The sequence below is a fragment of the Longitalea luteola genome, assembly GCF_017356035.1.
Lineage (GTDB): Bacteria > Bacteroidota > Bacteroidia > Chitinophagales > Chitinophagaceae > Niastella > Niastella luteola.
Map to the genome: position 1 here is coordinate 12188 of NZ_JAFIQX010000015.1, position 24320 is coordinate 36507.

A 24320-nucleotide genomic window follows, 5' to 3' on the forward strand; every position below is an offset into this window, starting at 1 on the left:
ATGGAAGATATTGCGAAAGTTGGGCTGGATAATGAGATGGACCTTATCATTGCGCATAAACGCTCGATGAAACTGGCCGAATTACTGGGATTATCACTTTCAGCCCAAACGTCATTTGCGACAGCAGTATCGGAAGTAGCCAGGAACACCATCGAGAACGGCAAAAGCGGCTCACTGGTATTGGGGGTAGATGGTCAAAAACACAATAAACAGATCCAGTTCATTGTTGCTGCCATAAAAAATGACAAGAACGCCGGCAATAACATGAACGGTCTGGAATATGCCAAAAAGCTGGTGAATAAGTATTCCGTTTCCAGTACCGATTCAGAAACCTTCATAGAATTGTTCTATGCCGTTCCTCATGTGGTGAAAATGGATATGAACCGGCGTGATGAATGGCGCACCATCTTTCGCAATGAGCCTTCTTTCTCGCCTTATGAAGAAATAAAAAGACAGAACGAACGGCTGCAGGAAATGTCCGTCCGCTTACAAAAAAGCGAAGCGCAGTATAAAACGCTTACCAACTCACTGCCGCTGATGATCTTTTCCATGCAACCCGATGGCCTGCTCATCTATGCCAATGAATGGCTGATCCGGTATACCGGTGAAAGCATCGATTCATTAAACGCCATGCAGTGGAAGCAGGTAGTACATCAAGAAGATTACGATGCGTTCATCCTGTTCTTCAATAAGAAGATACCACCTGATGCCGCCACTATAAAAACCCAGGCCCGCATAAAACAACACACGAGCGGCGAATACCTGTGGCACCAGATCTCCGTTTCGCCATTTTTGAACGAACGCGGCGAATTACAGTACTGGATAGGATACCTGGTAGATATACATGCGCAAAAAGTTTTTGAAGAAACGCTGAAAGACAATATTGAATTAAAACAGGTTCGGGATGAATTGAAAGACAACCAGGGCAAACTGGAAAAATATATCGGTGAGCTGAACCAGAGCAATTTCGAATTACAGCAATTTGCTTTTGTTGCTTCACACGACCTGCAGGAACCGGTACGGAAACTGATGCTGTACAGCGATTATATGCTGAACCGCTACACAGAACATATGGACCCGAAAGGGATCGAATATTTAAGGATCATTCATTCCGTATCGGGCCGCATGCGTACACTTATCCAGGACCTGCTGGCTTTTTCGCAGATCAATAAATCGCAGATCCACTTCGACGAAGTGAACCTGAATAAAGTAGCCAACTATGCCCTGCAGGACTTGCAATTAGCCATTGAAGACAAAAAAGCAGTGGTGAACATTGAGCAGTTGCCCATTGTTGATGGAGATGAAAGCCTGTTGCGGCAACTGTTCGAAAACCTTATTACGAACTCACTGAAATACTGCCGCTGCGATGTACAGCCTGAAATAAATATCAGTTACCAACGGGTAGGCAATAACCACGAGATCATTTTTAAAGACAACGGCATAGGTTTCGACGAAAAATACACACCACAGATATTCAAGCTGTTTCAACGTTTGCATGCACGCGATCAATATGAAGGAACCGGTTTGGGACTGGCCATATGTTTAAAGATCGTTGAGATCCACAGAGGCAGTATCCGTGCCGCCTCCAGTGAAGGCAACGGCGCCAGTTTCTATGTTACATTACCAATCAGAACATCATAATATGGCAACAACCAAAGCGAAAATCTTACTGGCCGACGATGATGCAGATGACCGCGCTATTCTGCAGGATGCTATGATGGAACTGGAAGCAGACCAAATGCTTTGCTTTGCACACAATGGTGAAGAAGCTTTGCGCATCCTGGGCAACGATTTTGATGCCGAATTCCGGCCATCATTGATCATTCTGGATCTGAACATGCCTAAACTGAATGGCACCGAAACGCTGCGCCGCATCAAAAGCGATGCGCGATTTAACAATATTCCCGTGATCATTTACAGCACCTCGTTAAATCCGCTCGAAAAAGAAAAATGTATGTTGCTGGGCGCCCATTCCTACATCACCAAACCAGTAACTTTCAAAGAAAGTATGGATACGGCGAAAGCATTCCTCGAATTTTGTGAATAACAAGAATGGTTTGTGGTTTGTGGTTTATAGTTTATGGTTTATGGTTTATAGTTTTAGCCTCGCGACTAATAGCTAACTAAATAACTAAATAACTGAATAACTGAATAACTGAATAACTGAACAACTGAACAACTGAGAACTTTGAACTTTGAACTTTGAACTGTGAACTGTGAACTGTGAACTTTGAACTTATCGTCCCAACAAATTGATTGGCAAAATAAACTCCCACTGGTTCGGCCCAAGCCCCTCCACTTCCCCATCGAACAACCGGCTGTAACGAATGCCGAAACTCACCGGATATTCATTCCACCATTTCGTATCAAAAAAGACCTCGCCGCCTGCAGATCGTAACTGCCAGGTAGTATTACCCCTGAAATATTGCAGTTCAGTGTAATCATAGAAGGCATTGGCCCGCACTCGCAGAAAATAAACAATATTCGCGATCCCCAGGTCAGGATACACCAGCGGGAAATGATAATTGACGCCCACCTTGTACATGTCGGGAATGGTACGGGCATTGATGGCCAGATATCCCCTGGAAAATGGAAAACTGTTCGAAAAACTATAATCCCCAACGGTATCGCGCTTTTGATAAGCCCCGGTGATCACGAGGTTATGCGTAGGCGCCGCACCCGGAAGATACAGGGCCCCACTCGTCAACCATTGAAACCCGCTGTAGGTAGTAAGGATCGTTCGATAGCGGCTCAGCAGACTGAGGCCGTATCGCGGATAAATATGTTGCCGCGCTACCTGCGATTGCATGGTGAACTGAACAGACCCATCAGCAAACTCAAACTGTTTGTCGGGGTAACGGCCTTTGGCAAAATTCGTATAGTTCACCTGGTGGTGATTAATCCCACCCGAGACCACCAGGCGCCGGTTGAACCGCCCGCCATTTAAGGTAAAAGGGAACTGCAGACCCAGCCTGCCGTTGAGCTCGTTCCAGGTCTTGGTGGCCGGACTGTCATTCTCTTTCCGGTCGAAGGTTCCGGCAACGCCCAGGGTAAGATAAGGCCACCAGCCGCCATAAATGGCCGTAGCACCCACTTCCTTGAACTTCTCGTCGGTATTGTAATTAAAATAGATCTCCGTTTGCAGCGTGTTCAGCACGTTCTGACCGATCAGCGAAAAAGTATAGTCGGGTTCGGCGATATACGGCCGCCAGCTGTGGAAATTGATGAGGTTAAATGATTTCCGGTAACGGCTGATGGGATACACCCTATTTGTATCAACTGGTAAAGGCTGATCCTTTTGTAAGGGATCCAGTTCATACACAAACAAAGGCGCTGTAAACGCTTGAGCGCTCACAGGCTGCCAGTTTTCCGCTGTAACCGGTTCTTGTACCATATGATAACCAGCCGCTGTAAAAGCGGTATAAATGGCTTTATTGTTCCGCGCGCTCCATTGGTAATTACCGGTGCCGGTATTGGCCGGCGTTCGCAATTGGAAGATGCTGCCGTTAACCCATGCATACAACTCATCTTTTAACTCACCCGCAGCTGTAAACGTTATGGTATCGCCCTGTACCGCCGGAAAGCCAACCACCCGGTTGGTGCGCCGGAACAATTCCTTCAAAGAACCATCATTGATATTAACCAGCGCCAGCGTGTTTACTCCCGCCGCAGTACGAATGCCCGACACTACGGTTTGCTGATCAAAAAATTTAGGCTGGCTATAGAACAATCCTTCGGGGTTAGGCACTTTTTTCACGACAGCGCCCGAAGCGGCATCCAGGATATGCAGGCTGGCCGCGCCGCCGGGCTGTACATCAACTGCAACGATCTGTTTACCATCACTTGAAATATCCGGCGCAAAATAATTCGACCGGTGCGTAACAGTCTGTTGCCGGCCGCTCTTTACATCGAGCACCTTCAGCACGCTGTAGTTTTTCCAGGCCCACTGCACATCGGCTTCATAAGCCGCATACACGATCCTGCCATTTCTGTATGAAAAGTAATTGTCCAGCGAAATATCCTTTGTTCGTATCCTGGTGTCTGTGTGGCTGCCCAGGTCCCGGATATAAAATGCCGGAATTCTTTTATAGCTGCTTTTTACCAGCACTACCGACTCATCGGTTACCCATTGCGGAAACTCTTCATCGCCCGCAAAATGCCGTTGCTGCTGCGCCCAGTTGCTCACCGCATCACTTTTTACAGAGTCAGCATAGTTTTTGAAATAGTTGATAGCATCCTGCCGGAATGTATGATAGTTTACCTGGCTGTATTTTTTAATAGCGCGTTGAAATGGATAGAACACGCCCTTAAACCGGGCCGCATCATCGGTGACCTGTTTCCAGAATTCAGGTCCGAACTTTTCCCGGCCATAAGCCACCTGCATATAGCCAAGCCGGTAATGATCGGGTACAAGATCGCGCAGTGAACCATTGCGCAATTTCATCCAGGAATAATCTTTATTGGCGAACCATAGCGACCGGTAATCATTGAAGAAAAAAGGGAGCCGCCCCCTGCCCTGCCTGCTTTTTAACGTTTCCTGGTACACGGCGTCACCTTCCCAGAACCAGTTGGGAATGGCTGCGCTGTTCGCCATGGCCAGTCCTTCCTGCCCAAACAAATAGTAAGCAACCCTTGACAAACCTTTGCGGAAATTATTATACTGCTGCACATGGCGGTATTCATGAAGGGCCAGGGTATGATACCACGGTAAGGTACCCAGCTCAAACGGATTTTGCGGCGGCATCAGGTAGAACTCACTGCGCCAGGGGCCTAATCCCACATAGGCATTGGAGATAGTAGTGCGTGGTTGCAGAACGATACTGATCTTGCGCAGCCGGTTACCGATCGTTGGCGTTGTTTCAACAGCGAGTCGTTGCGAAGTAGTGGCTATATCGGCAGCCTGTTTTTCCAGGCCCAGGCCGCCAGGAAAAATGATCCGCACGGTGTCGGTATTGATCTGGTTCCATTTTGTTGACGGAGGATGCCCACCAAACTGTTGTGCGTGCAATAAACCATATACGGGTAAACAACAGATAAATAGAAAAAGCTTTCTCATTCTTTGAGACTATATATGCCTGAAAATAGTTCATTTTTCTATATACGGTCATTTTCATCCCGAGATTTTGGGATTTCGAGATTTTGGGATTTCGAGATTTTGGGATTTCGAGATTTCTGATTTTGAGATTTCTGATTTGGGATCTTGCGGCTGCGAAATGGAGGTATTTGAAGTTGAGTCGGAGTTCCGGCTTATAAGCAAATCTCAAAATCTCGAAATCCCGAAATCAGAAATGGATTATTAGTTTGGGATCTTGTGGCTGCGAAATGGAGGTATTTGAAGTTGAGTCGGAGTTCAGGCTTATAAGCAAATCTCGAAATCCCGAAATCCCGAAATCAGAAATGGATTTCTAATTTGGGATTTTGCAGCTGCGAATTTGAAGTATTTGAAGTTAGTCGGAGTTCCGGCTTATAAGCAAATCTCGAAATCTCGAAATCCCGAAATCAGAAATGGATTTCTAATTTGGGATCTTGTGGCTGCGAAATGGAGGTATTTGAAGTTGAGTCGGACTTCCGGCTTATAAGCAAATCTCAAAATCTCGAAATCCCGAAATCAGAAATGGATTATTAGTTTGGGATTTTGCGGCTGCGAATTTGAAGTATTTGAAGTTAGTGGGAGTTCCGGCTTATAAGCAAATCTCGAAATCCCGAAATCAGAAATCAGAAATGGATTTCTGTTGTGGAACTTGTATCTTGGGCCCGATTGCTTTGCTGTACCATGTCTGTCTCCCTTTGGGGGTAAAACATATTTGTAAACATGCTTTCGTTACTAGCTTTGGCCATTGCGCCGGGTGCGGCTATCACATTGTATATCTATTCGAGGGATAAATATGACCGGGAACCGCTAAAGCCCTTGCTGATCTCATTTTTACTGGGTATGGTGGCCACGGCGCCGGCGATTTATATGCAGGTTGTACTGAAACCGGTATTGTATCTCCGGTTTCCCGGATTCACCATCTGGTATTACTTTTTACTTTCATTTATTGTGGTGGCCGCCAGTGAAGAAGGCAGCAAGTATCTCATGCTGCGGGGCTATGCGTATCGCAACAAAGCCTTTAACGAACCCTTCGATGGCATCATTTATTCGGTAATGATCAGCATGGGATTCGCCACGCTGGAAAACATCGACTATGTGCTGAATTATGGATTCAGGACCGGCCTCATCCGTTTGTTCATATCAGTACCTTCCCATGGCGCTTTTGCTGTATTAATGGGCTATCATGTAGGCCTGGCCAAATTCGATAAACCACATGCCATTCGGCACATTGTAAAAGGACTGCTGCTCGCCATCTTCTTTCATGGTGCATTCGATTTCTTTTTGTTATTGCAGAACAGCTCACAGGTAAAACAATATGTTTCGAATGGATTGCTGATCACCGGCGCCCTGGTGGCCTGGTATTTTGCCATTCGTATGGCGGTGAAATCGATCCGGCTGCACGAGGAACTATCGCGGCAGCAAAATACGATGTGATGATTTGATAATGTGATAATACAGACAGCTTTTATTGCATTTCTAATTATCACATTTGCTGATTATCACTTTTGCTAATTTTCTTTTCCATAACATAGTCTATCATAAAATAGCCGTTGCCGATATCAATGTCCTCTTCTTTTATAATGGTGAAACCCAGTTTCTCATAGAAAAAGCGTGCTTTATTATAGCGGTTCACGTTCAGGCGCAAGGCATGAATGGCCTGTGGATTTAGTTGTTCAATGATGTAATCGATCAATTTCTTCCCAATGCCCTGGCCCTGGGTATCCTGGTGAACGTAGATCTTATGCAGTTTGCTAACGCCGGGCTCTATGGTAGAATAAGAAGCAAAACCTACCGGTTTGCCGCCTGACTCAACCATCAAAAAAATATGCTTCAGCTCCAGCAGCTGATTACGAAGCGAGGCATTGCTGTAAATGAGGTTGAGCATATACGCCAGTTGCTCCGGCGACAGGATCTCTCCATAGGTCACCGGCCATATCTCCCGCGCCAGCCGTTCAATAGTTATAAGGTCATCAACAGTTGCATACCCGATATTTATCATGCTCTCATACATTTTACATTATCACATTAGCTAATTAGCTAATTAGCTAATTATCCTTCCTTTCCCATAGCGGCCAGTTTCATTTGTTTAGCCGTTTCAGGGCCCAGGTATTTCTCTATCTGCCTTTCTGCTATATAAATAACGGGGGTCAGGATCAGCGCCATAAGGAATTTATAAGTATAGTTCATTACCCCAATGGCCAGGATCTGCTGCCAGGTGAAAATGCCGCTGAAAGCAATGAACAATACAATATAGCTATCTACCAGTTGAGATACCACGGTTGAACCCGTTGCCCGCAGCCATACATGTTTTTCACCGGTACGTTTCTTTATCTTGTGAAATACCGTCACATCGACGATCTGGCTCACCAGGAAGGCCACCAGGCTGCCGACGATGATGCGCATACCCTGCCCAAACACACTGTCAAAAGCGATCTGCATATCGGGAACACCCTGTTTGGTCCGGCTGGTGACCCAGAAATCAGCAGCCGGCACATGAATGGCCAGGTAAAACATCAGGAAGGCATAAGAGATCAGTCCCACCGCAATGAAACTGATGCGGCGCACGGCTTTAGGCCCATAGAACTCATTGATGATATCGGTCATCACAAACTCCAGTGGCCATAACAGTACCCCGCAGGTAAGCGTAAAGGCAAGGCCGGGCTGACCGAAAAGGGTGATATTAGCGGGCTGGGTATTCAGCAATTTTTCCAGGGAGAACAGTTTGGTACCTATACATTCCGCGATCAGGGCATTGGCAACAAAAAATGCGGTGAAAAATACAAACAGCCGGGTCGGTTTATCCTTAATAATAGACTGGATCATCTTGTAAAAAGTATTATCTGGGGCAATAAAAAAAGAAAATTAGCAATTATAAGCCATCTCGGGAAATGTTTCCACGCGGCTTTGCGTTTCAGGATAAAAACCAGCATGAACAGGTTTACCCCTATATTCAACAGAAAAGCGATCAAAATGCCCAAAATAAGTACCAGGGATACAAGTTCGCCGGGCTGGCCTTCTTTAAGCACGGGATAAAGCCGCATAACCCACACTAACACAAAGCAAACATTACAAATAAAAGCCACCCGACTGAAAAATATTAAACTTTGCATATAGTCAACTTCCTGTAAAATTGCATTATTTTGCCCAACTATTAATTATTTGCAGTAATGAAGAAAACACTCTGGCAGCAGGTAATGCCACATCTGATATCCGTTGCTATTTTTCTGATAGTAGCCATGCTCTTTGCCAAACCGGCGCTGGAATCTGACACGGTGATGAAACAGGGAGATATTATTAACTGGCAGGGCATGGTTCACCAGTCAGATGTATACAAAGAAAAACATGGCCATTATCCATTATGGACGCCAAGCATGTACGCAGGTATGCCTGCTTACCAGATCGCCACGGATGGCCCGTGGACACCGTTGGTTTTTATAGACGCACTGTTGAAGCTGGGCCTGCCCAAACCCATAAACATCTTCTTCCTGGCCTGCATATGTTTTTATTTCCTCTGTATGTGCCTCCGTATTCGGCCCTGGGTAGCTGTTATCGGCGGCCTGGCCTTTGCCTATAGTACCACATTCCCCATATTCATAACGGCCGGCCACGATACACAAATGCTGTCACTGGCCTATGCACCAGCTGTTCTGGGCGGCATCATATTACTATTCGATGGAAAATATATCAGCGGATTTATTGTCACTGCCTTATTCGCTGCCCTGCAAATTTCCGGAGGCCACCAGCAGGTAAGTTATTATATGTTCCTGGTGATCGGAGTCATGGTGGTATTCTTTCTGATCCGGGCCTTCCGCTCCGGAAAAGCAGTTCCCCAATTAAAAGCAACAGGCCTGGCAGCAGTGGCCTGTATCTTGGGCATCCTGTTCAACGCGATCGTACTGTTAACCGTGTACGAATATTCGAAAGAATCGAAACGCGGCGGTCAATTGGTGATGCCGGATAAACGGAACACGAAGGATGTTATGAAAGGCGATAAAACAAAAGGCCTTAGTAAAGATTATGCGTTCCAGTGGAGCTATGGCTGGACGGAATCACTCACCCTCATGTTCCCCGGTGTAATGGGTTATGGCCAGCATTATGCAGAACGCGACGGCGATCAGTTCATGTATCCCAAGCTGGATGAGAACTCACATGTAGCCACACACCTGCAGGAAAAGTTGAACCTGCCAGAAGACCAGGCTACCAATATCGCTTTCCAGTTAAGCGGAAATTTATATTGGGGCGATCAGCCCTTTACAGCAGGCCCTATTTACCTGGGCGCTATCGTGTGTTTGTTGTTCATATTTTCCATGGTATACCTCGATGGTAAACATAAATGGTGGATCCTGACAGCCGCTATCCTCGGTATTTTACTGGCGCTGGGCAAACATTTCGCCGCCTTCAACTACTTTTTGTTCGACTACCTGCCATTCTACAATAAGTTCAGGGTGCCAACCATGGCGCTGGAAATTACCGGACTCGTATTGCCCATAGGCGCTGCCATGGGGCTCGAGAAACTGGTAGCTACCGGCCACGTGGATCTTAAGGACCTGAAGCTGGCCAGCATAATAACCGGTACGGTGTTCCTCGTGGCAGCGGGCATTTATTTCTCGGCAGATTACAGCAATGAGAATAAAAAACGTACTGCGGCCATTAGCCAGGTAATGAGTGGCGGCATGACGGCCTCAACGATGGCAGCCCTTGATTCCATCAACCGCACATTTCCTGCTCAGCCAGATAACCGGATTTATGAAAATTTTTTATTTCAGGCAAAGGCCGATCCTTCCGTTGCACGCGGCATCATCAACGCTTTGCGCGAAGACCGCCAGGCGGCCTATGGCAAAACGTTGGTCAGCTCCCTGATCTTCGTACTGATAGGCCTTGGTATTTTATACCTGTATGCCGTAAAAAAGATAAACGCAATAATACTGCTGGCAGGTATTGGTCTGGCAACGATCATCGACCTGATGATCATCGACACCAAATACCTGAACAGTTACAGCTTTGGCAGCAAGGAAAATTACGAAGCGTCCACATTCCCGCTAACAGCTGCTGACCATGAAATTCTGAAAGACAAAGACCCCAATTTCAGGGTGTATAATACAACGGCTGGTGATCCGTTCCAGGGTGACTCCCGCACTTCGTATTATCATAAGTCAATAGGTGGTTACCACCCCGCCCGTTTAGGCATCTATGATGACCTGATGACCTATCAATTGATGGATGGGGAGAACCAGGCGGTGATCAATATGCTCAACGTAAAATACCGGATCGAGCAGAACCGCCAGACGAACAGCCTCGAAGCCGTGCCAAACCCCAATGCCTTAGGCAATGTGTGGTTTGTAAAAAACGTCCAATACGTTGATGGTCCTGTTAAAGAAATGCAGGCTCTCAATAATTTCAACCCGGCAGAGACAGCCATCGTTGACAATTCCTATAAATCGATGTTAAGCGGAGCAGTTCCCGCCGACAGCGGCGCATCCATCAAACAGGTAGCCTTCGATTTCGAGAACATCAAGTATGAAAGCAACAGCAATGCGCCCCATGTAGCCGTTTTCAGTGAGATCTTCTACAAAGAATGGAAGGCCTACATCGATGGAAAACCTGCCCCCATAGCCAAAGCCAATTATGTGTTACGCGCCCTGTTGATACCCGCAGGCAAACACAATATTGAATTTAAATTTGAACCAACCACCTTCCGTACCGGTTATACGTTATCAGCCATTACAGGCTGGCTGATAGCATTGCTGCTGGCAGCTTATATCGGCTGGCAGATCTGGTTGCGTAATAAGAAAACCAAGTAATGGCTTAACATATTATACCCGTTGCTCCACAGCAACGGGTATCTTTTTTATGAAAGAGAGCAACACACACCTTGCTTCCCTCGTTTCTTATAAGATCTTTCCTCCTGTGATGGGCGGGCAAAGAGCTATTGCATTATTGAACAAATACCTGGCCCGGCATGTACGCTTCACCTGCATCACTACCCGAAGTAATGATCCAGCGCTCGCCGAAGGCTACCAGTTGATAACAGTTTGGTCGGATTCGCCGCTCCGGTATATCAATCCATTTACTTTCTTTACCATTCGGTCTGTCATTCGCCGCCGTCAGATCACCCATATCCAGCTGGAGCATCCGTATTTCGGCTGGCTGGGATTGTTATTGAAATGGTTTACCGGCGTGAGGCTGATTGTGCGGTCACATAATATCGAGGGATTACGATGGAAGATCCTGGGCAAATGGTGGTGGAAAGCACTGTGGCATTACGAAAAGTTCATCCATAAACAGGCCCACTATAATTTTTTTATGCAGGATAGCGACCGCCTGTATGCTATTGAACATTTTAATCTGCAACCCCAGCGGTGTTTGACCATTACCTATGGCATTGAATGGCAAACGCCCCCCACCGCTGAAGAAAAAAATATTGCCAGGCAGTCACTGGTTACCCGCCATGCCATTCCTGACGATCATTGTATCTTACTGTTCAACGGAGCGTTTAATTATAAACCTAATCTGAATGGCCTTGAAAAGATCGTGCATGAGGTATTGCCGGCCCTTGATAAAAAAGCGTCTTTTAAATACACTATGCTCGTCTGCGGTAAAGACATCCCCGCTGCCATTACACAGTTAAACAAGCCAAATCTGATCATTGCCGGTTTTGTTGACGACATTACCACTTATTTTAAAGGAGCCGATATTTTCCTAAATCCTATTTTCGAAGGAGGCGGCATAAAAACCAAGCTGGTAGAAGCACTGGCGCATAACATGAATGCAGTATCAACAAGCCATGGCGCCATAGGTATTGATCCCGCCATTTGTAATGATAAGCTGCAAATAACCGACGACACGATAAATGGTTTTGCTGAAAAGATCGTGCAGCTGTCAACCTGTAAAAAAGCTATTCCTCCTGCTTTTTTCGATCAGTTCTATTGGGATAATATTGCCCAAAAAGCCGCCAGGTTTATTGAAGTATAACTTGTTTGCGGCTGTTAGCGTATACCAAACCGGTTTAAGAATTCTTCTTTACGGCGCGTGGCCACTTCTATTATGGCATTATCGCTCATTTCAATCACCCCGCCCCTGCCCTTATGGTATTTTACCACAAAGTTCAGGTTAATGATGTGCGAATTGTGAATGCGGAAAAACAGATCTGAAGGAAGGATCTCTTCGTATTCTTTAACCATCCGCGACGAAACATATTTCTGGTTGCCGGTAGTATGAACGTAGGTATAACCGCCTTTGGCTTCAAAACGGATGATGTCCGCCATTTGAACAAACACGAGCCCTTCATTATTAGGCAGGGCAATTTTCTGCAGGGCAGAATTGGGTTTGTTGATATTGAAGAGCAGGGTCTGCAGTTGCTCATTGATGTTCTTGAACCGGATACGCTCGCGGGCTTTCAGCACAGCCGTTCTTAATTCGTCCATGCTTACCGGTTTTAATAAATAATCCAGGGCGCTGTATTTAAACGCTTTCAGTGTATAGGAATCAAAGGCGGTAATGAAAATGATCTCAAAATTTACGGGCATTATCCTGTCGAGCAGGTCAAACGCATTACCATGCGGCATTTCAATATCCAGGAAAACCAGATCGGGTTTTAGGGAAGCAATCAATGGGATGGCCGTTTCAGCGCTTACAGCCTCGCCGACGACCCGGACATCGGGACAGCTTTCGCCTAACAATCCCTGTAAAATGCGCAGGTTCTTTGGTTCGTCGTCTACAATTAAAGCGTTAATCATACTACAAAGAAAAAGAATATATTAATTAACTGGGAAACTTATTGTCACCCTGGTACCCAGGGAATTGTGAAATTCGTCCTCCAGATCATCGATATGCATCGTTATCTTTTGCTCATGTTCAAGGTTGAACATATCGATTCGGTCTGCGGTTAATGATAAACCCTTACTTTGATAATTAATAGGAGAAATGCTTTTGTACTGCATTGCTGCTTTTCTGCCCACGCCATTGTCTTCGAGGATGCAAACCAGGTGGTCCTTATCCCGTTTAACGGTTATCGTCACCATACCGTTTTTGTCACGGCGAAAACGCAATCCGTGCCGCACGCTGTTCTCCACAAACGGTTGCAATATCATCGGTGGAATATAATGGTCTGCGGGGTCCACCGCATCTGCTATGACCACCTTGTAGGAAAAAGCATCTTCCAGCCTCGTTTTTTCCAGTTCCAGGTAGTTGGTGAGGTAATCCAGTTCTTCTTCCAGGCTGATCTCGGGCCGCGAGGAAAAGTCAAGCGTTTGCCTGATGAGCCGTGAAAATCCCGAAATGAATTTATTAGCCCCGGCCACGTCGGCGTCCATTACATAATGCTGTATCGAGTTCAGGCTGTTAAAAATAAAATGCGGATTCATCTGCGCCTTACGCGACAGCTGTTCCAGTTCGTTTATCCGTTTATTCGTAGCCGTTTTTTCCTGCTCCCGCTTTCTTACCCGGCGAACGATCAACACCACTATCAGTCCGGTGATGGCCAGGAATAACGCACCCATCAACAGCTTGAACCAGATCTCTTCATACCACAATTTATCGATCGTAAAACGGATGGCCAGGATCTTGCTGTGTACATCGAATTTGTTGATGGCCTCCAGTTGCAGCATATAATCACCCGAAGGCAGCGTGGGATAATTTAAAAAAGTTTCCCGCGTTTCATGCCACGCGCTATCCAATCCCACCAACCGGTACCGGTAACGGATATCGCCGTTCGATTTATAGGAAATACCTACGAAATTGAACCGGATATTGTTCTTCTCATGAGGGATCACTGCCGGGGCATTGCTGGCATCAAAGGTTTCCCCTTCAATGGTAATGCCGGTAAAACGCAGATCACATCGCGACTGTCGCAACATCTTCTCTTCGTCGAAGAAAGAGATGCCTCCCGGGCTGCCAACGAATACTTTATTGTTATATACAAAGACCGTATTGATGACATCAGAGAGCAGTCCGTCGTTGGTGGTAAATTTTTCAATAGGAAAGCCTGGCCATAATACGTTCACTTTATTCAATCCCATATTGGTGCCTACCCACAAATTTCCTTTGTCTAAAAAAAGGGTGCGGCAGATGCTGCTCGTCAATCCACTGCTGCTGGAAATGCGTTTAATAAGCTTACCGTCCTTCCAGGCTATCAAACCATCGCCTGAAGTGGCTACCCACAATACATGATTTACATCTTCCCGAACGGCGGCTATGCGGCCCTGAAATTCTTTTAACAGGGATCCCATGTAATGTGCCTTTTTATCAGGATCAAGACGGTATAAGCCGTTCTGGGTGCCTAAATAAATAGTATCATTATCCGAATAAACACAGGTGGCCCGGGAATGCCATAGCGTATCCATCACTTTCAGTGTTTGCTGGTCAATGGATAAAACGCATTTTTCAGAGGCTACCAATAACGTATTCCGGTGCAAACAGAAATCCTTGACAGATACATCCCTTAGAAGGGATGTCAAATGCGTAAGGTCAGGCGACAGTTTTGCCAGGTAATTTTTAGATCCTATGATCACCGTGTTATCGCCCGTGGTGGTCACGATCATCCTTGAATTGGGACTGGCATGCTTAAAGACCTTCTGGTTTTCCATTTTGTCGCCATGCAGCTTGAAACGGTAAATACTATTCAATGTACTACCTGCCAGGATCCAGTCTTTATACTTTAGAATAGACAATACCAGGAAATTCTGGCGGTCTTTTGAAGAAAAGTCCAGGTTCAATGTAACGGCTGAATTCAGCCGGTAAACGCCTTTTCCGAGGGTACTGAACCACCAGTTGCCTTCCGAATCCTTTAACATGTTCAACACCCCGATATCGGGCAGGTAATGCTGAACACTGTCGGGATTGTTCACAGACCAAACCCAGGCGCCGTCCAGCGTACAGGCGGCGATGTTTTGATTATCGACCGCAGAAACATTCATATACTGGTCGTTCCCCGTTAACAAATGAAACTTTGTTTTCTTATGCTCGGGCGTTGATATAACCGACAACTCTTCGGGAGCGTTTCGCCACAACAATAAGGCACCTCTGCCCGCCGCATAATTATAATGTTTCACCTGGTATTCAACCGTTTTCCAAAGCGTAAGCCGACCATCTTTTAAAATATAGAATTTATCATCCAGCATAACCCAGAAGCCGCCGGCCGGGCGGCCACTGATCAACGTTAAATAACCCAGCGGTTTGTCACCATTTTTCACAATGGTGATTACCTCGCCGTTCGTTTTCACTAAATGTAACCTCGACATTTCCTGTAACAGCACATTGCCGTCGGGATCTTCGGCAAACCGTAAGATGTTTTCCTGGATCTGTATTTTTTTCAGCAGCGAATCGTTTTCACTGTTGTAAAATTTACCTTTATAATAATAGCAGACGGATTTTTGGAAGGGCGACAACCACACCCGGCCTTTTGAATCGGGAAACAATTGAATGATATCATTATCGGGAAGGCCGTCCTCCCGGGTAAAGTTCTTGAAATGGGTGCCGTCAAAACGGCTTAATCCGGTTTCGGTTCCAAACCATATAAACCCATCCTTGTCCTGGGCCATGCAAAAGACCGTGGATCCGGCCAGGCCCTCCTTCGTATCATAGTGGGTATAGCTGTACTCCTGGCCAAATGCCCATCCAGGTAAGCAGAACAGAAAAGCCAGTACAATAAGGTTGCGCATATAGGCTGGTTAACAGAGAATAACAGATTGATTGCCGGAATTATAAGACCTGGTTGATGCTGGCCCATAACAGGTTCGCTGTTCGCTCCCACGAAAAAGCCCCTTTTCGTACCCGCCCTTTTTGAATAAGCGCCTGCCTTACGGTAGCGTCCCTTACCATGGTTTCCATGGCATGTGCAATGTCGGTTACGTTATAGGGGTCTACCAGTAAGGCCGCATCGCCGGCCACTTCAGGCATCGACGTTACATTGGAAGTTATAACAGGCACATCACATTGCATGGCCTCGATCAACGGAATGCCGAATCCTTCAAAGTAAGGCACGAATGACAAACAAAAAGCAGCGCCAAATACGTTCTTCAGCTCTTCCGCCGGCAGCCGGCCTGTAAAGATCACATCCTGCCCATGCTGCATGTTCGTTTTACAGGCATGCATTTCATCGGTCTTGAACATTTCCCTGCCCACCAGCAGCAGTTTCATTGGCGAACCTGTATTATTCTTGAACAGCTCAAATGCCTGCATGAGACGGATAATATTCTTCCGGGGATGCAGTGTGCCCACGAACAGGAAATACTCGCTTCCTCCGGTGTACTTTTCTCTTACACTTTTTTTAACTGCCTCGTCTACCGGTTCATAAAAAGAATTGATGCCATTGTATACTACATCAATTTTATCGGGGTTGGTTTTATAGGTAGTTACAATGTCTTTTTTACTGTATTCTGAAACAGTACCCAGCCGGGCTGCTCTTTCAATATATTTCGGAAAGAAATAATTATAATAATTCCTGTTCGTCCATTTCAGGTCTTCAGGAATATGATGGAAATTGATATCATGAACGACCCCGTACTGTTTCCCGTGCCAGCCCAGGCATAAAATACCATCCGGCGAATAAAACAGGTCGGGATCTATTTTTTTCAACAGCCGGCGCACACTCCATTCGAACCACATCACATTCAATACTGCATGTTTGGCAGGCGGAAACAGGTTGTGGGGAATAATATTGTCGGCAAATACAAACTCGTTATGGATGCCCGAATCGAATAAAAAATGAAACTGGATCTGCGGATTTTGCCGCACGATATGCAGCAACGTATTGTAGGCGAACCAGCCAATACCATCCATCTGACCTTTACGAAACACCCGAGTGTTCACAACAATTTTCATTCAGCAGAATTTGATCGATCCATCAACGGATCACTTTCTTAACCATTTTGAAAAAGCCTCTTCCAAAAGCCGATTGATCCAGTTGTATCGCAATACGGATCCTGAATACATCGCGGGGCCGGAAGGCCTGGCCGGGTATAAGGTCGGCAGCAAAGGTCTCACACTTCGCTACCCAATCCCCCACTTTCAGGCTGCGTTTATTTACAGGTGTTTTCAACAACCGGTGCGACAGCGTTTCACAATTGTATAAAAGAAATTGATGGCCATACCTGGTTACCACTTCTTTTATGCGCTGGTCTTTTTGCATCATCTCTTTTAAAAACTGTACATACCGGCTAAAGGCCTGCTGGTACACCATGCCATTCGTTACCCGGGAAGTGCTCTGGTGAAGCCGGTAAGAAAAACATTCCCTGAATGACGTGGCTTTGTAACCCATGCTGGCCAGGTGCACCCAAAGGCTGTAATCGGCAAAAAGCAGGTTGGGATAATCCACGGGCATCCCGCCTGCCGCATCAAAATCACGGGAGCGCATCAAATATCCGGTACCCGTGCTTTCCAGTAATTTGGTAAACTGAAAGGCAAGGAACTCATGACCGTATTGCACTTCGTCCATAGGCAAACACGGCCTTACCAGTGCCCCGGTTTCGTTTATGTAAGTAAAATGTGTCTGGTATAAGGTGGCCTTCGGATGGCGGGCGATCAACGCATCCATTTCCTGCAGGTAATGCGGATACAGCAGATCATCATGACCGATCATGGTCATGAATTCGTTTTTGGGAATGTCCTTTATCCGGCCCCAGTTCTCTTCAATAGACAGTGGTCTGTCTGAACGGTAAACAATGATCCTGTTATCATTCAGCGCGCTTATCCATTCAACAGTTCCGTCGGTGCTGTTGTTATCGAGCACGATAAGGTTAAAATCCGTATAAATCTGTCGTAAAATGCTTTGAACGCATTCCTTCACATATTCACCGCCGTTACGAACTGGTAGTATGATGCTGTATTTGGGCATACTTTAATATTATGGGTGCAGTTCACTGGAATAACGGAAACAAGGTTCAAATATATTTTTTTTCAGATCTAAACGCCCTTACCCAACTGTTGTATGGGAATTTAAAGTAAAAAATAATGAGTTTGAATACATACCTGGGATAAAAACGCTGCATAAATGGCAGCTCCAGGATCTTGGCTGAATTTTTGGCCACATCTTCAACAAACCGGCTATTCTTATTATTATAAGTAAAGTACTTTCGCAGGGCAAATGAATTTGCAATAAACCATCCGCCCAAATGTTTCATTAATGCATCCACCCCATTTTTCTGATATACATTTTGTTTGAACTTTTCAGTAATAAGCCGATAAAATTCTTTACAACCTATATAGTATAATTCGAAGTTGCTTTTTGAAAAGTTACTATCATGTGCATACAAATTGCTGAACACTTTATTAATAAAAACGCCACCGCCAAATTCACTGCAGAGCGCCAACAGGGCGTGGTCGGCTAAATGCGGGCTGCCGAAGTCTGGCATTCCCCCGACCTTATAAGCAATTTCTCTTTTTAGTAAACAACTTGACCAAAGAAAATGCGGTGTCAATACCGGGTGTAAAAGCTGAAACAAAAAATCGTCAGGGCCAAAGGTTTCTATGGCACCGGCTTCTTTACCCGGTCTGTTACAACCACAATACACAGGATAGGAAGGATAAGCGGTTGCTACAGCTAACATCTCCTCTATCATTGTGGGTATTACCGGATCGTCATCGGTAACCATGATCACATACTCCCCTTTCGACCGTTCAATACTTTTATTAAAACTTTTAACCATGCCCAGGTTGGTATCGTTGGCGAAATACCTGAACCTGGGGTCATTCATGCCTGTTACAACACTTTCTGCGCTTTTAGTGGGATCATTATCAGAAACCACCACTTCAAACTGAGCATAAGTTTGGGTAGCCAGTAACTGCAATTGCTTTTTTAAAAGAACCGGCCGGTTATAAGTAGAAATACAAAAGCTTACTTTCGGATCAACCATACATTGATCATTTAATTTTCTTTAAATACCCATCTGGCGCTACACTTATCAACAGTTTATTATTAATGGCGGTATCAATTTCAAACTGATCATTATTCTTTAAAAATTCGTACACAGCGGTTTTGGGATTATCTCCAATACCCCAGGGACGTTTTTCTTTGAAATAGCCTTCGGGCAGATCTTCTACAATTGTATCAAACACCACTATGTAAGATCCCGGCGTAACAAAGGGTGCATAGAACTGCAACTCTTTCAACACGTGGTCTTGTGTGTGATTGGAATCAAGACTTACGAGCACAGTTTGCTTTCCTTTTACTACTGTTTTTACCTGCTCAACCAGGTTTGGGTCAATAGATGAGCCCTGGATCATTTTAATGCGCTTGAACATGGGGTGCGCTTCAATTTCCCGGCGATTGTGCTCACGGATATCAATATCGATACCCAATACCTCGCCCTTTCCGATCAACTCCAATAAGGAAGCATAGTAGATCAACGATCCGCCATGGGCAATACCGGTTTCAATGATGAGATCGGGTTTCAGTTCCCAGATGATCTCCTGCATGGCTATCATATCCTGGGGATATTGAATGATCGGACGCCCCATCCAGGAAAAGTTATACGAGTATTGCGCCTTGTTCGATTCTATATTAAATGCCTCGGCTGCCTGTTGCAGGGAAACGTTTTTGCCATTACCGTTAATACGCTGTATTCGTTCATCAATAAACGCTTTGATCGGGTTATTCATTAGTCAAAATGTTTTTTAATTTGGTATTATCACCCCAAAAACGCATCGGCTCATAATCGGGGTACGGATAGTAACCGAGATTAAGCGTAATGCTTTGTTTTTTTTGCGCCAGGTAATCGTTTACAAAATCTTTAATGGTAACAGGTTGTCCGCTACAACAATTTATGATACCGTTAACCTGGTTCTGCAAAGCGATCTTTACTATGTATTCCGCCACCTTTTCAACCGGCAAATAGTCACGTACCTGTTCCCCCCCACTCATGTTGAACACCGGCTCATGGGCAGCCAGGGCCGCGTCCAGTTGCGAAAGTAAGGATTTCGGATTTTGCCCCTTTCCATACATATAAAAAAGGCGTATCCATTTAAGCATGAACGGATATTGCTGTTGTAGCTGTTGTAATTGCACCTGAAGTAAATGCTTTGCCCGGGCATAAGGATTATCGGGAAATACCTCCATATCTTCCCGTAAACAGCCCTCCTGCATTCCATATTCAAAACAGGTTCCGGTAACAGCCAAGTTGGTAAGGCCATGTTGTACCATGTTTTGCAGAAAAGTAAAATGGCGAGGTAAATTAATATCAGTATGAAAAGAGGATTTATAATTCGGTAACCCTTCCCAGGCCAGATGTATCATAATATCCGGCTCATTGAAGTACCGGTAATAATCAACGGAAGTATCTGTTGCTTCCAGTTGAAAAGGTATATACTGTACCCAGGGGTACCATGAAAAAGTGCTGGCTTTCTGCTCATTGGCCGAACTGGCAATTACTGCAAATTGCTGCTGCAGCAATTCCTGCACCACATAATTTCCGATAAACCCGGTAGCTCCAGTCACCAATACTTTTTTCATAGAATTGTTTTCAGACAGACCTTATACTATTTCTACTTTCGGAATGGGTATAATGAACCGACCACCCCATTCCTTTATATAAGCCAGTTGCCTGGTGATCTCGTCTTTCAGGTTCCAGGGCAATATGATTACATACTGAGGTTTTGTTTGTTTTAAATGTGCTTCATTCACTACCGGAATATGGCTGGCGGGCAACCATTTTCCCTGCTTGTGCGGATTGGCATCCACTACAAAATCAATAAGATCACTTTTAATGCCACAATAATTCAACAGCGTGTTGCCTTTTGCGGCAGCACCATAGGCCGCCACAGTTGCCTGCTCGCGCTTTAATTTAACCAGCAGCTCAGTGAGATCGAGTTTAACCTTCAATGCTTTTTGCTGAAAGTTATCGTAATAAGCAAGGGTGTTCATGCCTTTGCTCTCTTCCTTTTGCAACAATTGCTCCACGGCTTTACCGATGGCATTACTGGTATCTTCTGTGTGTTTACCATATATCCGCAAAGAACCGCCATGAGTAGGTAGCTCTTCCACGTCAAATATTTCCAGGCCCTGTGCAGCAAATATCCTTTCTACCGTACTGAACGACAGATATGAAAAATGTTCATGATAAATTGTATCGAACTGGTTATTTTCTACCAGTTGCATCAGGTGAGGAAACTCCATAGTGATAACGCCCTGCGGTTTCAACGCCAGCTTCAGCCCTTTCACAAAATCCACAATATCGGGCACATGGGCCAGTACATTATTACCCAGTAACAGATCTGCCTGAATATTTTTCTGCCGAAGTTCAGTAGCCAGCCGTACACCAAAAAAATCAACAATGGACTTAATCCCTTTTTCCATGGCCACTTTCGCCGTATTGGCCGTAGGTTCTATGCCCAATACCGGGATCTGTTGCTGATGAAAATACTGTAGCAGATAACCATCGTTCGAGGCAATTTCTATTACCTGTGAATTGGAATTGAAGCCAAAACGCGCCACCATCTTGTTGGTATATTCCCGTGCATGGTTGAGCCAGGTAGTGGAATAGGATGAAAAATATACGTAATCACTATTGAAAATAGCGTCGGATTTTTGGTATTCATCAACCTGAACCAGGAAGCATTTATGACAGGTAAATACTTTTAATGGAAAAAACGTTTCCGGTTCATTCAGTTGCTCCCGGCTTAAGAAAGAATTGGAAGCCGGTGAATTAACCAGGTCAATAAAAACATGCTTCAGTTCGGTTTTACAAAATCTGCATTGCATATTAAATTCCTTTAAAATCATCAGTAAGGTACGGGTGTCCGGCATCTCTTGCCGATAATACACCCGCGGGCAGGGGCCAGTTTATTTTTACCATCGGATCATCATAACGGATCCCGCCTTCTGCGTTAGGCGTATAAAATTCAGAATGATGATAGATCAGTTCACAATTATCGGTCAGGCATTGAAAGCCATGCGCAAACCCTTCGGGTATATATAGCATTCTTTTGTTGGCAGCTGACAATTCAGTTCCGAACCATTGCAAAAAAGTTGCCGAATCCTTTCTGATGTCAACAATAACGTCAAATACAGCACCTGCTATACAACGTACCATTTTTATTTCACGAAAAGGTGGCAACTGATAATGCATGCCCCGTATCGATCCTTTTTTATAGGTAGTTGAATGGTTCAGTTGAACCCATTTTTTTATATGCCCCATCTGCTCAAACTCCTTTTCACAATAGAAACGGGCAAACCATCCGCGGTCGTCACTGAAAGGCTCCAGCTCCACCACAAAACTGCCGGCTAATGACGTAGGCGTAAATTTCATAGGCCAAAGTAAACTTTGATTTGCTGAAACGTAAATCCGGCCTGTTGATCCGTCGCCTGCTTATACCAGGCTATCGCTTGCTGAATGGCCCTGGAGGCATCCCATTGAGGCTGCCAACCCAATTCTTTCATTGAACGTGTAATGTCTAGTTTCAACAACCCGGCTTCATGCACCTGGGTTGGGTCCGATACATCTTCCCAGGAACCGCTCCCCCATGAATCAATAGCTTTTTGTACCAGCTCCTGCACCGTAAGGTGATCATCAGCCAGCGGTCCGAAGTTATAGGCTTTGGAAAATTGCAACGGCGCCCCGTTTAATAATCCACCTAATAGTAAATAGCCACCTATCGGTTCCAGCACATGCTGCCAGGGGCGCACAGCGCGGGGATTCCGTACAGCAATTGTTCTTCCCTGCTGCAGCGAACGCACAATATCAGGCACAATACGGTCGCGGCTATAATCACCACCACCGATCACATTCCCTGCCCGCACACTGGCAATCGCCTTTTGGTGGCGGTTGTAATGCGCAGTATTGAAAAACGAATTCCTGAAAGAGTTCACTACCAGTTCGGCACAGGCCTTACTGGCGCTATACGGATCATACCCACCTAAAACATCCTGCTCAGTATATAATATATCCTTTTCCTTGTTCTCATACACTTTATCCGTAGTGATCACCACGACCGTGCATTTTCCCGGAAGCTGGGTTATCCCTTCCAGTAAATTGGCGGTACCTGTTACATTCACATCAAAAGTTTCGGCCGGGATCTCATAAGAACGCCTCACCAGCGGCTGGGCGGCGAGGTGAAAAACGTAGTCGGGCTGAAAACTAATCAGCTCCGCTATCAGCTTGTTTTTATCCCTGATATCAGCAATGACGCTCTCACCGGTCTTATGTGGCAGAAGCAGATCAAATAGTCCGTTCTCGTAATCAGGAGCCAGCGCGTACCCTTTTACTGTGGCGCCTAATGAATAAAGGGTAGCTGTTAACCAGCTGCCCTTAAACCCGGTGTGTCCGGTAACAAAAACCTTCTTATTCTTATAGTATGCAGATAATTGTTGTCCTATTGCCAGATTTTCCATTTTGCCTGATTGTTTTGCCATAGAGACTCCAGTTCCAGCTTGTCACGCATGGCATCCATACATTTCCAGAAACCGTAGTGTTTATAAGCCATCAACTGCTTATCTTTCGACAACTGTTCCATGGGATCGTCTTCCCACATGGTATTATCCATATCCCCGTTCAGATAATTGAATACCTCAGGACGAAGCACAAAAAAACCACCATTGATCCATTTGCCATCGCCTTTTGGTTTTTCCTTGAATGCATCAACAATGCCGCTGTTACCGATTTCCATACCCCCAAACCGGGCTTCCGGTTGAATGGCTGTAACGGTAGCGATCTTGCCATGCGATTTATGAAATTTCACCAATTCGGGCAGGTTAATATCCGAAACCCCGTCGCCATAGGTGAGCATAAAATCTTCATTACCGATATACTTCTGGATTCGCTTTAACCGGCCGGCCGTTTTGGTTGACAGCCCCGTATCGACCAATGTAACCTTAAATGATTCAACATTGGTATAATGTACGTCAAGCTTATTGCTGCCTAATTCAATAGTGATGTCAGAATTATGCAGATAGTACTGCATGAAATATTCTTTTATCAAAAACCCTTTATAACCCAGGCAAATTATAAAGTCATCAAACCCGTAATGGCTGTAAATTTTCATGATATGCCATAAAATGGGTTTTCCCCCAATCTCAACCATTGGCTTTGGACGGGTATCGGTTTCTTCAGCAATGCGGGTCCCCAGTCCACCTGCAAATATGACAACTTTCATAATTTAAAATTGCTGCAAAACTAACTGTATTTCAGTTATATCGCATAATTAAACACTTAAATTTTAAAAATGCGGCACAGGCCGGTAATGACTTTACACTAAGCTTATTATCAACATCTTAAACAAAAAACAGCACCTAAAGAAG

The 24320-nt window shown here is 45.3% G+C and carries 19 protein-coding genes; 5 read left to right on the forward strand and 14 right to left on the reverse strand.

Features of this window, described 5'->3' with window-relative positions:
- Together JUB15_RS25960 and JUB15_RS25965 are read left to right on the forward strand one after the other, a co-directional pair.
- Nucleotides 1-1641, forward strand: coding sequence for an ATP-binding protein (locus tag JUB15_RS25960; RefSeq protein ID WP_207515578.1), 1641 nt, complete (start codon nt 1-3; stop codon nt 1639-1641).
- A gap of 1 nt (nt 1642) precedes the next feature.
- A complete protein-coding gene (locus JUB15_RS25965; protein ID WP_207515579.1) occupies nt 1643-2047 on the forward strand; it encodes a response regulator in 405 nt (134 codons plus the stop codon).
- 189 nt (nt 2048-2236) lie between these two features.
- Here the strand turns inward: JUB15_RS25965 and JUB15_RS25970 are convergent, their stop codons facing one another.
- Nucleotides 2237-5056: a TolB-like translocation protein gene (locus tag JUB15_RS25970; RefSeq protein ID WP_207515580.1), complete on the reverse strand. Its 2820-nt coding sequence runs from the start codon at nt 5054-5056 to the stop codon at nt 2237-2239.
- 756 nt (nt 5057-5812) lie between these two features.
- Here JUB15_RS25970 and JUB15_RS25975 point away from each other — a divergent pair.
- The gene (locus JUB15_RS25975; RefSeq protein ID WP_207515581.1) at nt 5813-6526 is read left to right on the forward strand and encodes a PrsW family intramembrane metalloprotease; all 714 of its coding nucleotides are present in this window, start codon (nt 5813-5815) and stop codon (nt 6524-6526) included.
- Between the two features lie 49 nt (nt 6527-6575).
- Here JUB15_RS25975 and JUB15_RS25980 read toward each other — a convergent pair whose 3' ends face one another.
- Together JUB15_RS25980 and JUB15_RS25985 are read right to left on the reverse strand one after the other, a co-directional pair.
- The gene (locus JUB15_RS25980; RefSeq protein WP_207515582.1) at nt 6576-7091 is read right to left on the reverse strand and encodes a GNAT family N-acetyltransferase; all 516 of its coding nucleotides are present in this window, start codon (nt 7089-7091) and stop codon (nt 6576-6578) included.
- A 50-nt stretch (nt 7092-7141) separates the two neighbouring features.
- Nucleotides 7142-7915: a queuosine precursor transporter gene (locus tag JUB15_RS25985; protein WP_207515583.1), complete on the reverse strand. Its 774-nt coding sequence runs from the start codon at nt 7913-7915 to the stop codon at nt 7142-7144.
- A gap of 344 nt (nt 7916-8259) precedes the next feature.
- Here JUB15_RS25985 and JUB15_RS25990 point away from each other — a divergent pair, with 344 nt between their 5' ends.
- Together JUB15_RS25990 and JUB15_RS25995 are read left to right on the forward strand one after the other, a co-directional pair.
- On the forward strand, nt 8260-10893 hold the full coding sequence (locus tag JUB15_RS25990) for a YfhO family protein (RefSeq protein WP_207515584.1): 2634 nt from the start codon (nt 8260-8262) through the stop codon (nt 10891-10893).
- 49 nt (nt 10894-10942) lie between these two features.
- On the forward strand, nt 10943-12064 hold the full coding sequence (locus JUB15_RS25995) for a glycosyltransferase family 4 protein (protein WP_207515585.1): 1122 nt from the start codon (nt 10943-10945) through the stop codon (nt 12062-12064).
- A 14-nt stretch (nt 12065-12078) separates the two neighbouring features.
- Here the strand turns inward: JUB15_RS25995 and JUB15_RS26000 are convergent, their stop codons facing one another.
- From JUB15_RS26000 to rfbF, 11 genes are read right to left on the reverse strand one after another with little or no spacing between them, the layout of a single operon-like run.
- Nucleotides 12079-12828, reverse strand: coding sequence for a LytR/AlgR family response regulator transcription factor (locus tag JUB15_RS26000; protein ID WP_207515586.1), 750 nt, complete (start codon nt 12826-12828; stop codon nt 12079-12081).
- A 21-nt stretch (nt 12829-12849) separates the two neighbouring features.
- Nucleotides 12850-15750 (reverse strand): sensor histidine kinase, encoded by a 2901-nt coding sequence (locus JUB15_RS26005; protein ID WP_207515587.1) that lies wholly within the window; start codon nt 15748-15750, stop codon nt 12850-12852.
- A gap of 40 nt (nt 15751-15790) precedes the next feature.
- Nucleotides 15791-16912, reverse strand: coding sequence for a glycosyltransferase family 4 protein (locus tag JUB15_RS26010; protein ID WP_207515588.1), 1122 nt, complete (start codon nt 16910-16912; stop codon nt 15791-15793).
- Nucleotides 16913-16934: 22 nt separating this feature from the next.
- Nucleotides 16935-17924 (reverse strand): glycosyltransferase family 2 protein, encoded by a 990-nt coding sequence (locus JUB15_RS26015; protein WP_207515589.1) that lies wholly within the window; start codon nt 17922-17924, stop codon nt 16935-16937.
- A 46-nt stretch (nt 17925-17970) separates the two neighbouring features.
- Nucleotides 17971-18942 carry a glycosyltransferase gene (locus JUB15_RS26020; RefSeq protein ID WP_207515590.1) on the reverse strand — a complete coding sequence of 324 codons (972 nt, stop codon included), beginning with the start codon at nt 18940-18942 and terminating at the stop codon, nt 17971-17973.
- Nucleotides 18943-18949: 7 nt separating this feature from the next.
- Nucleotides 18950-19687: a cephalosporin hydroxylase family protein gene (locus JUB15_RS26025; protein WP_207515591.1), complete on the reverse strand. Its 738-nt coding sequence runs from the start codon at nt 19685-19687 to the stop codon at nt 18950-18952.
- Nucleotides 19680-20537, reverse strand: a complete 858-nt coding sequence (locus tag JUB15_RS26030; protein WP_207515592.1) for an NAD-dependent epimerase/dehydratase family protein — start codon at nt 20535-20537, stop codon at nt 19680-19682. The genes JUB15_RS26025 and JUB15_RS26030 overlap by 8 nt, the downstream gene beginning before the upstream one ends.
- Nucleotides 20538-20558: 21 nt before the next feature.
- Nucleotides 20559-21785 (reverse strand): class I SAM-dependent methyltransferase, encoded by a 1227-nt coding sequence (locus JUB15_RS26035; RefSeq protein ID WP_207515593.1) that lies wholly within the window; start codon nt 21783-21785, stop codon nt 20559-20561.
- A 1-nt stretch (nt 21786) separates the two neighbouring features.
- Nucleotides 21787-22332 (reverse strand): dTDP-4-dehydrorhamnose 3,5-epimerase, encoded by a 546-nt coding sequence (rfbC, locus tag JUB15_RS26040; protein ID WP_207515594.1) that lies wholly within the window; start codon nt 22330-22332, stop codon nt 21787-21789.
- Nucleotides 22329-23435: a CDP-glucose 4,6-dehydratase gene (gene rfbG, locus JUB15_RS26045; RefSeq protein ID WP_242696524.1), complete on the reverse strand. Its 1107-nt coding sequence runs from the start codon at nt 23433-23435 to the stop codon at nt 22329-22331. Before rfbG ends, rfbC begins: the two co-directional genes overlap by 4 nt.
- On the reverse strand, nt 23396-24175 hold the full coding sequence (rfbF, locus tag JUB15_RS26050) for a glucose-1-phosphate cytidylyltransferase (protein ID WP_207515595.1): 780 nt from the start codon (nt 24173-24175) through the stop codon (nt 23396-23398). The genes rfbG and rfbF overlap by 40 nt, the downstream gene beginning before the upstream one ends.
- Between the last annotated feature and the right edge of the window lie 145 nt (nt 24176-24320).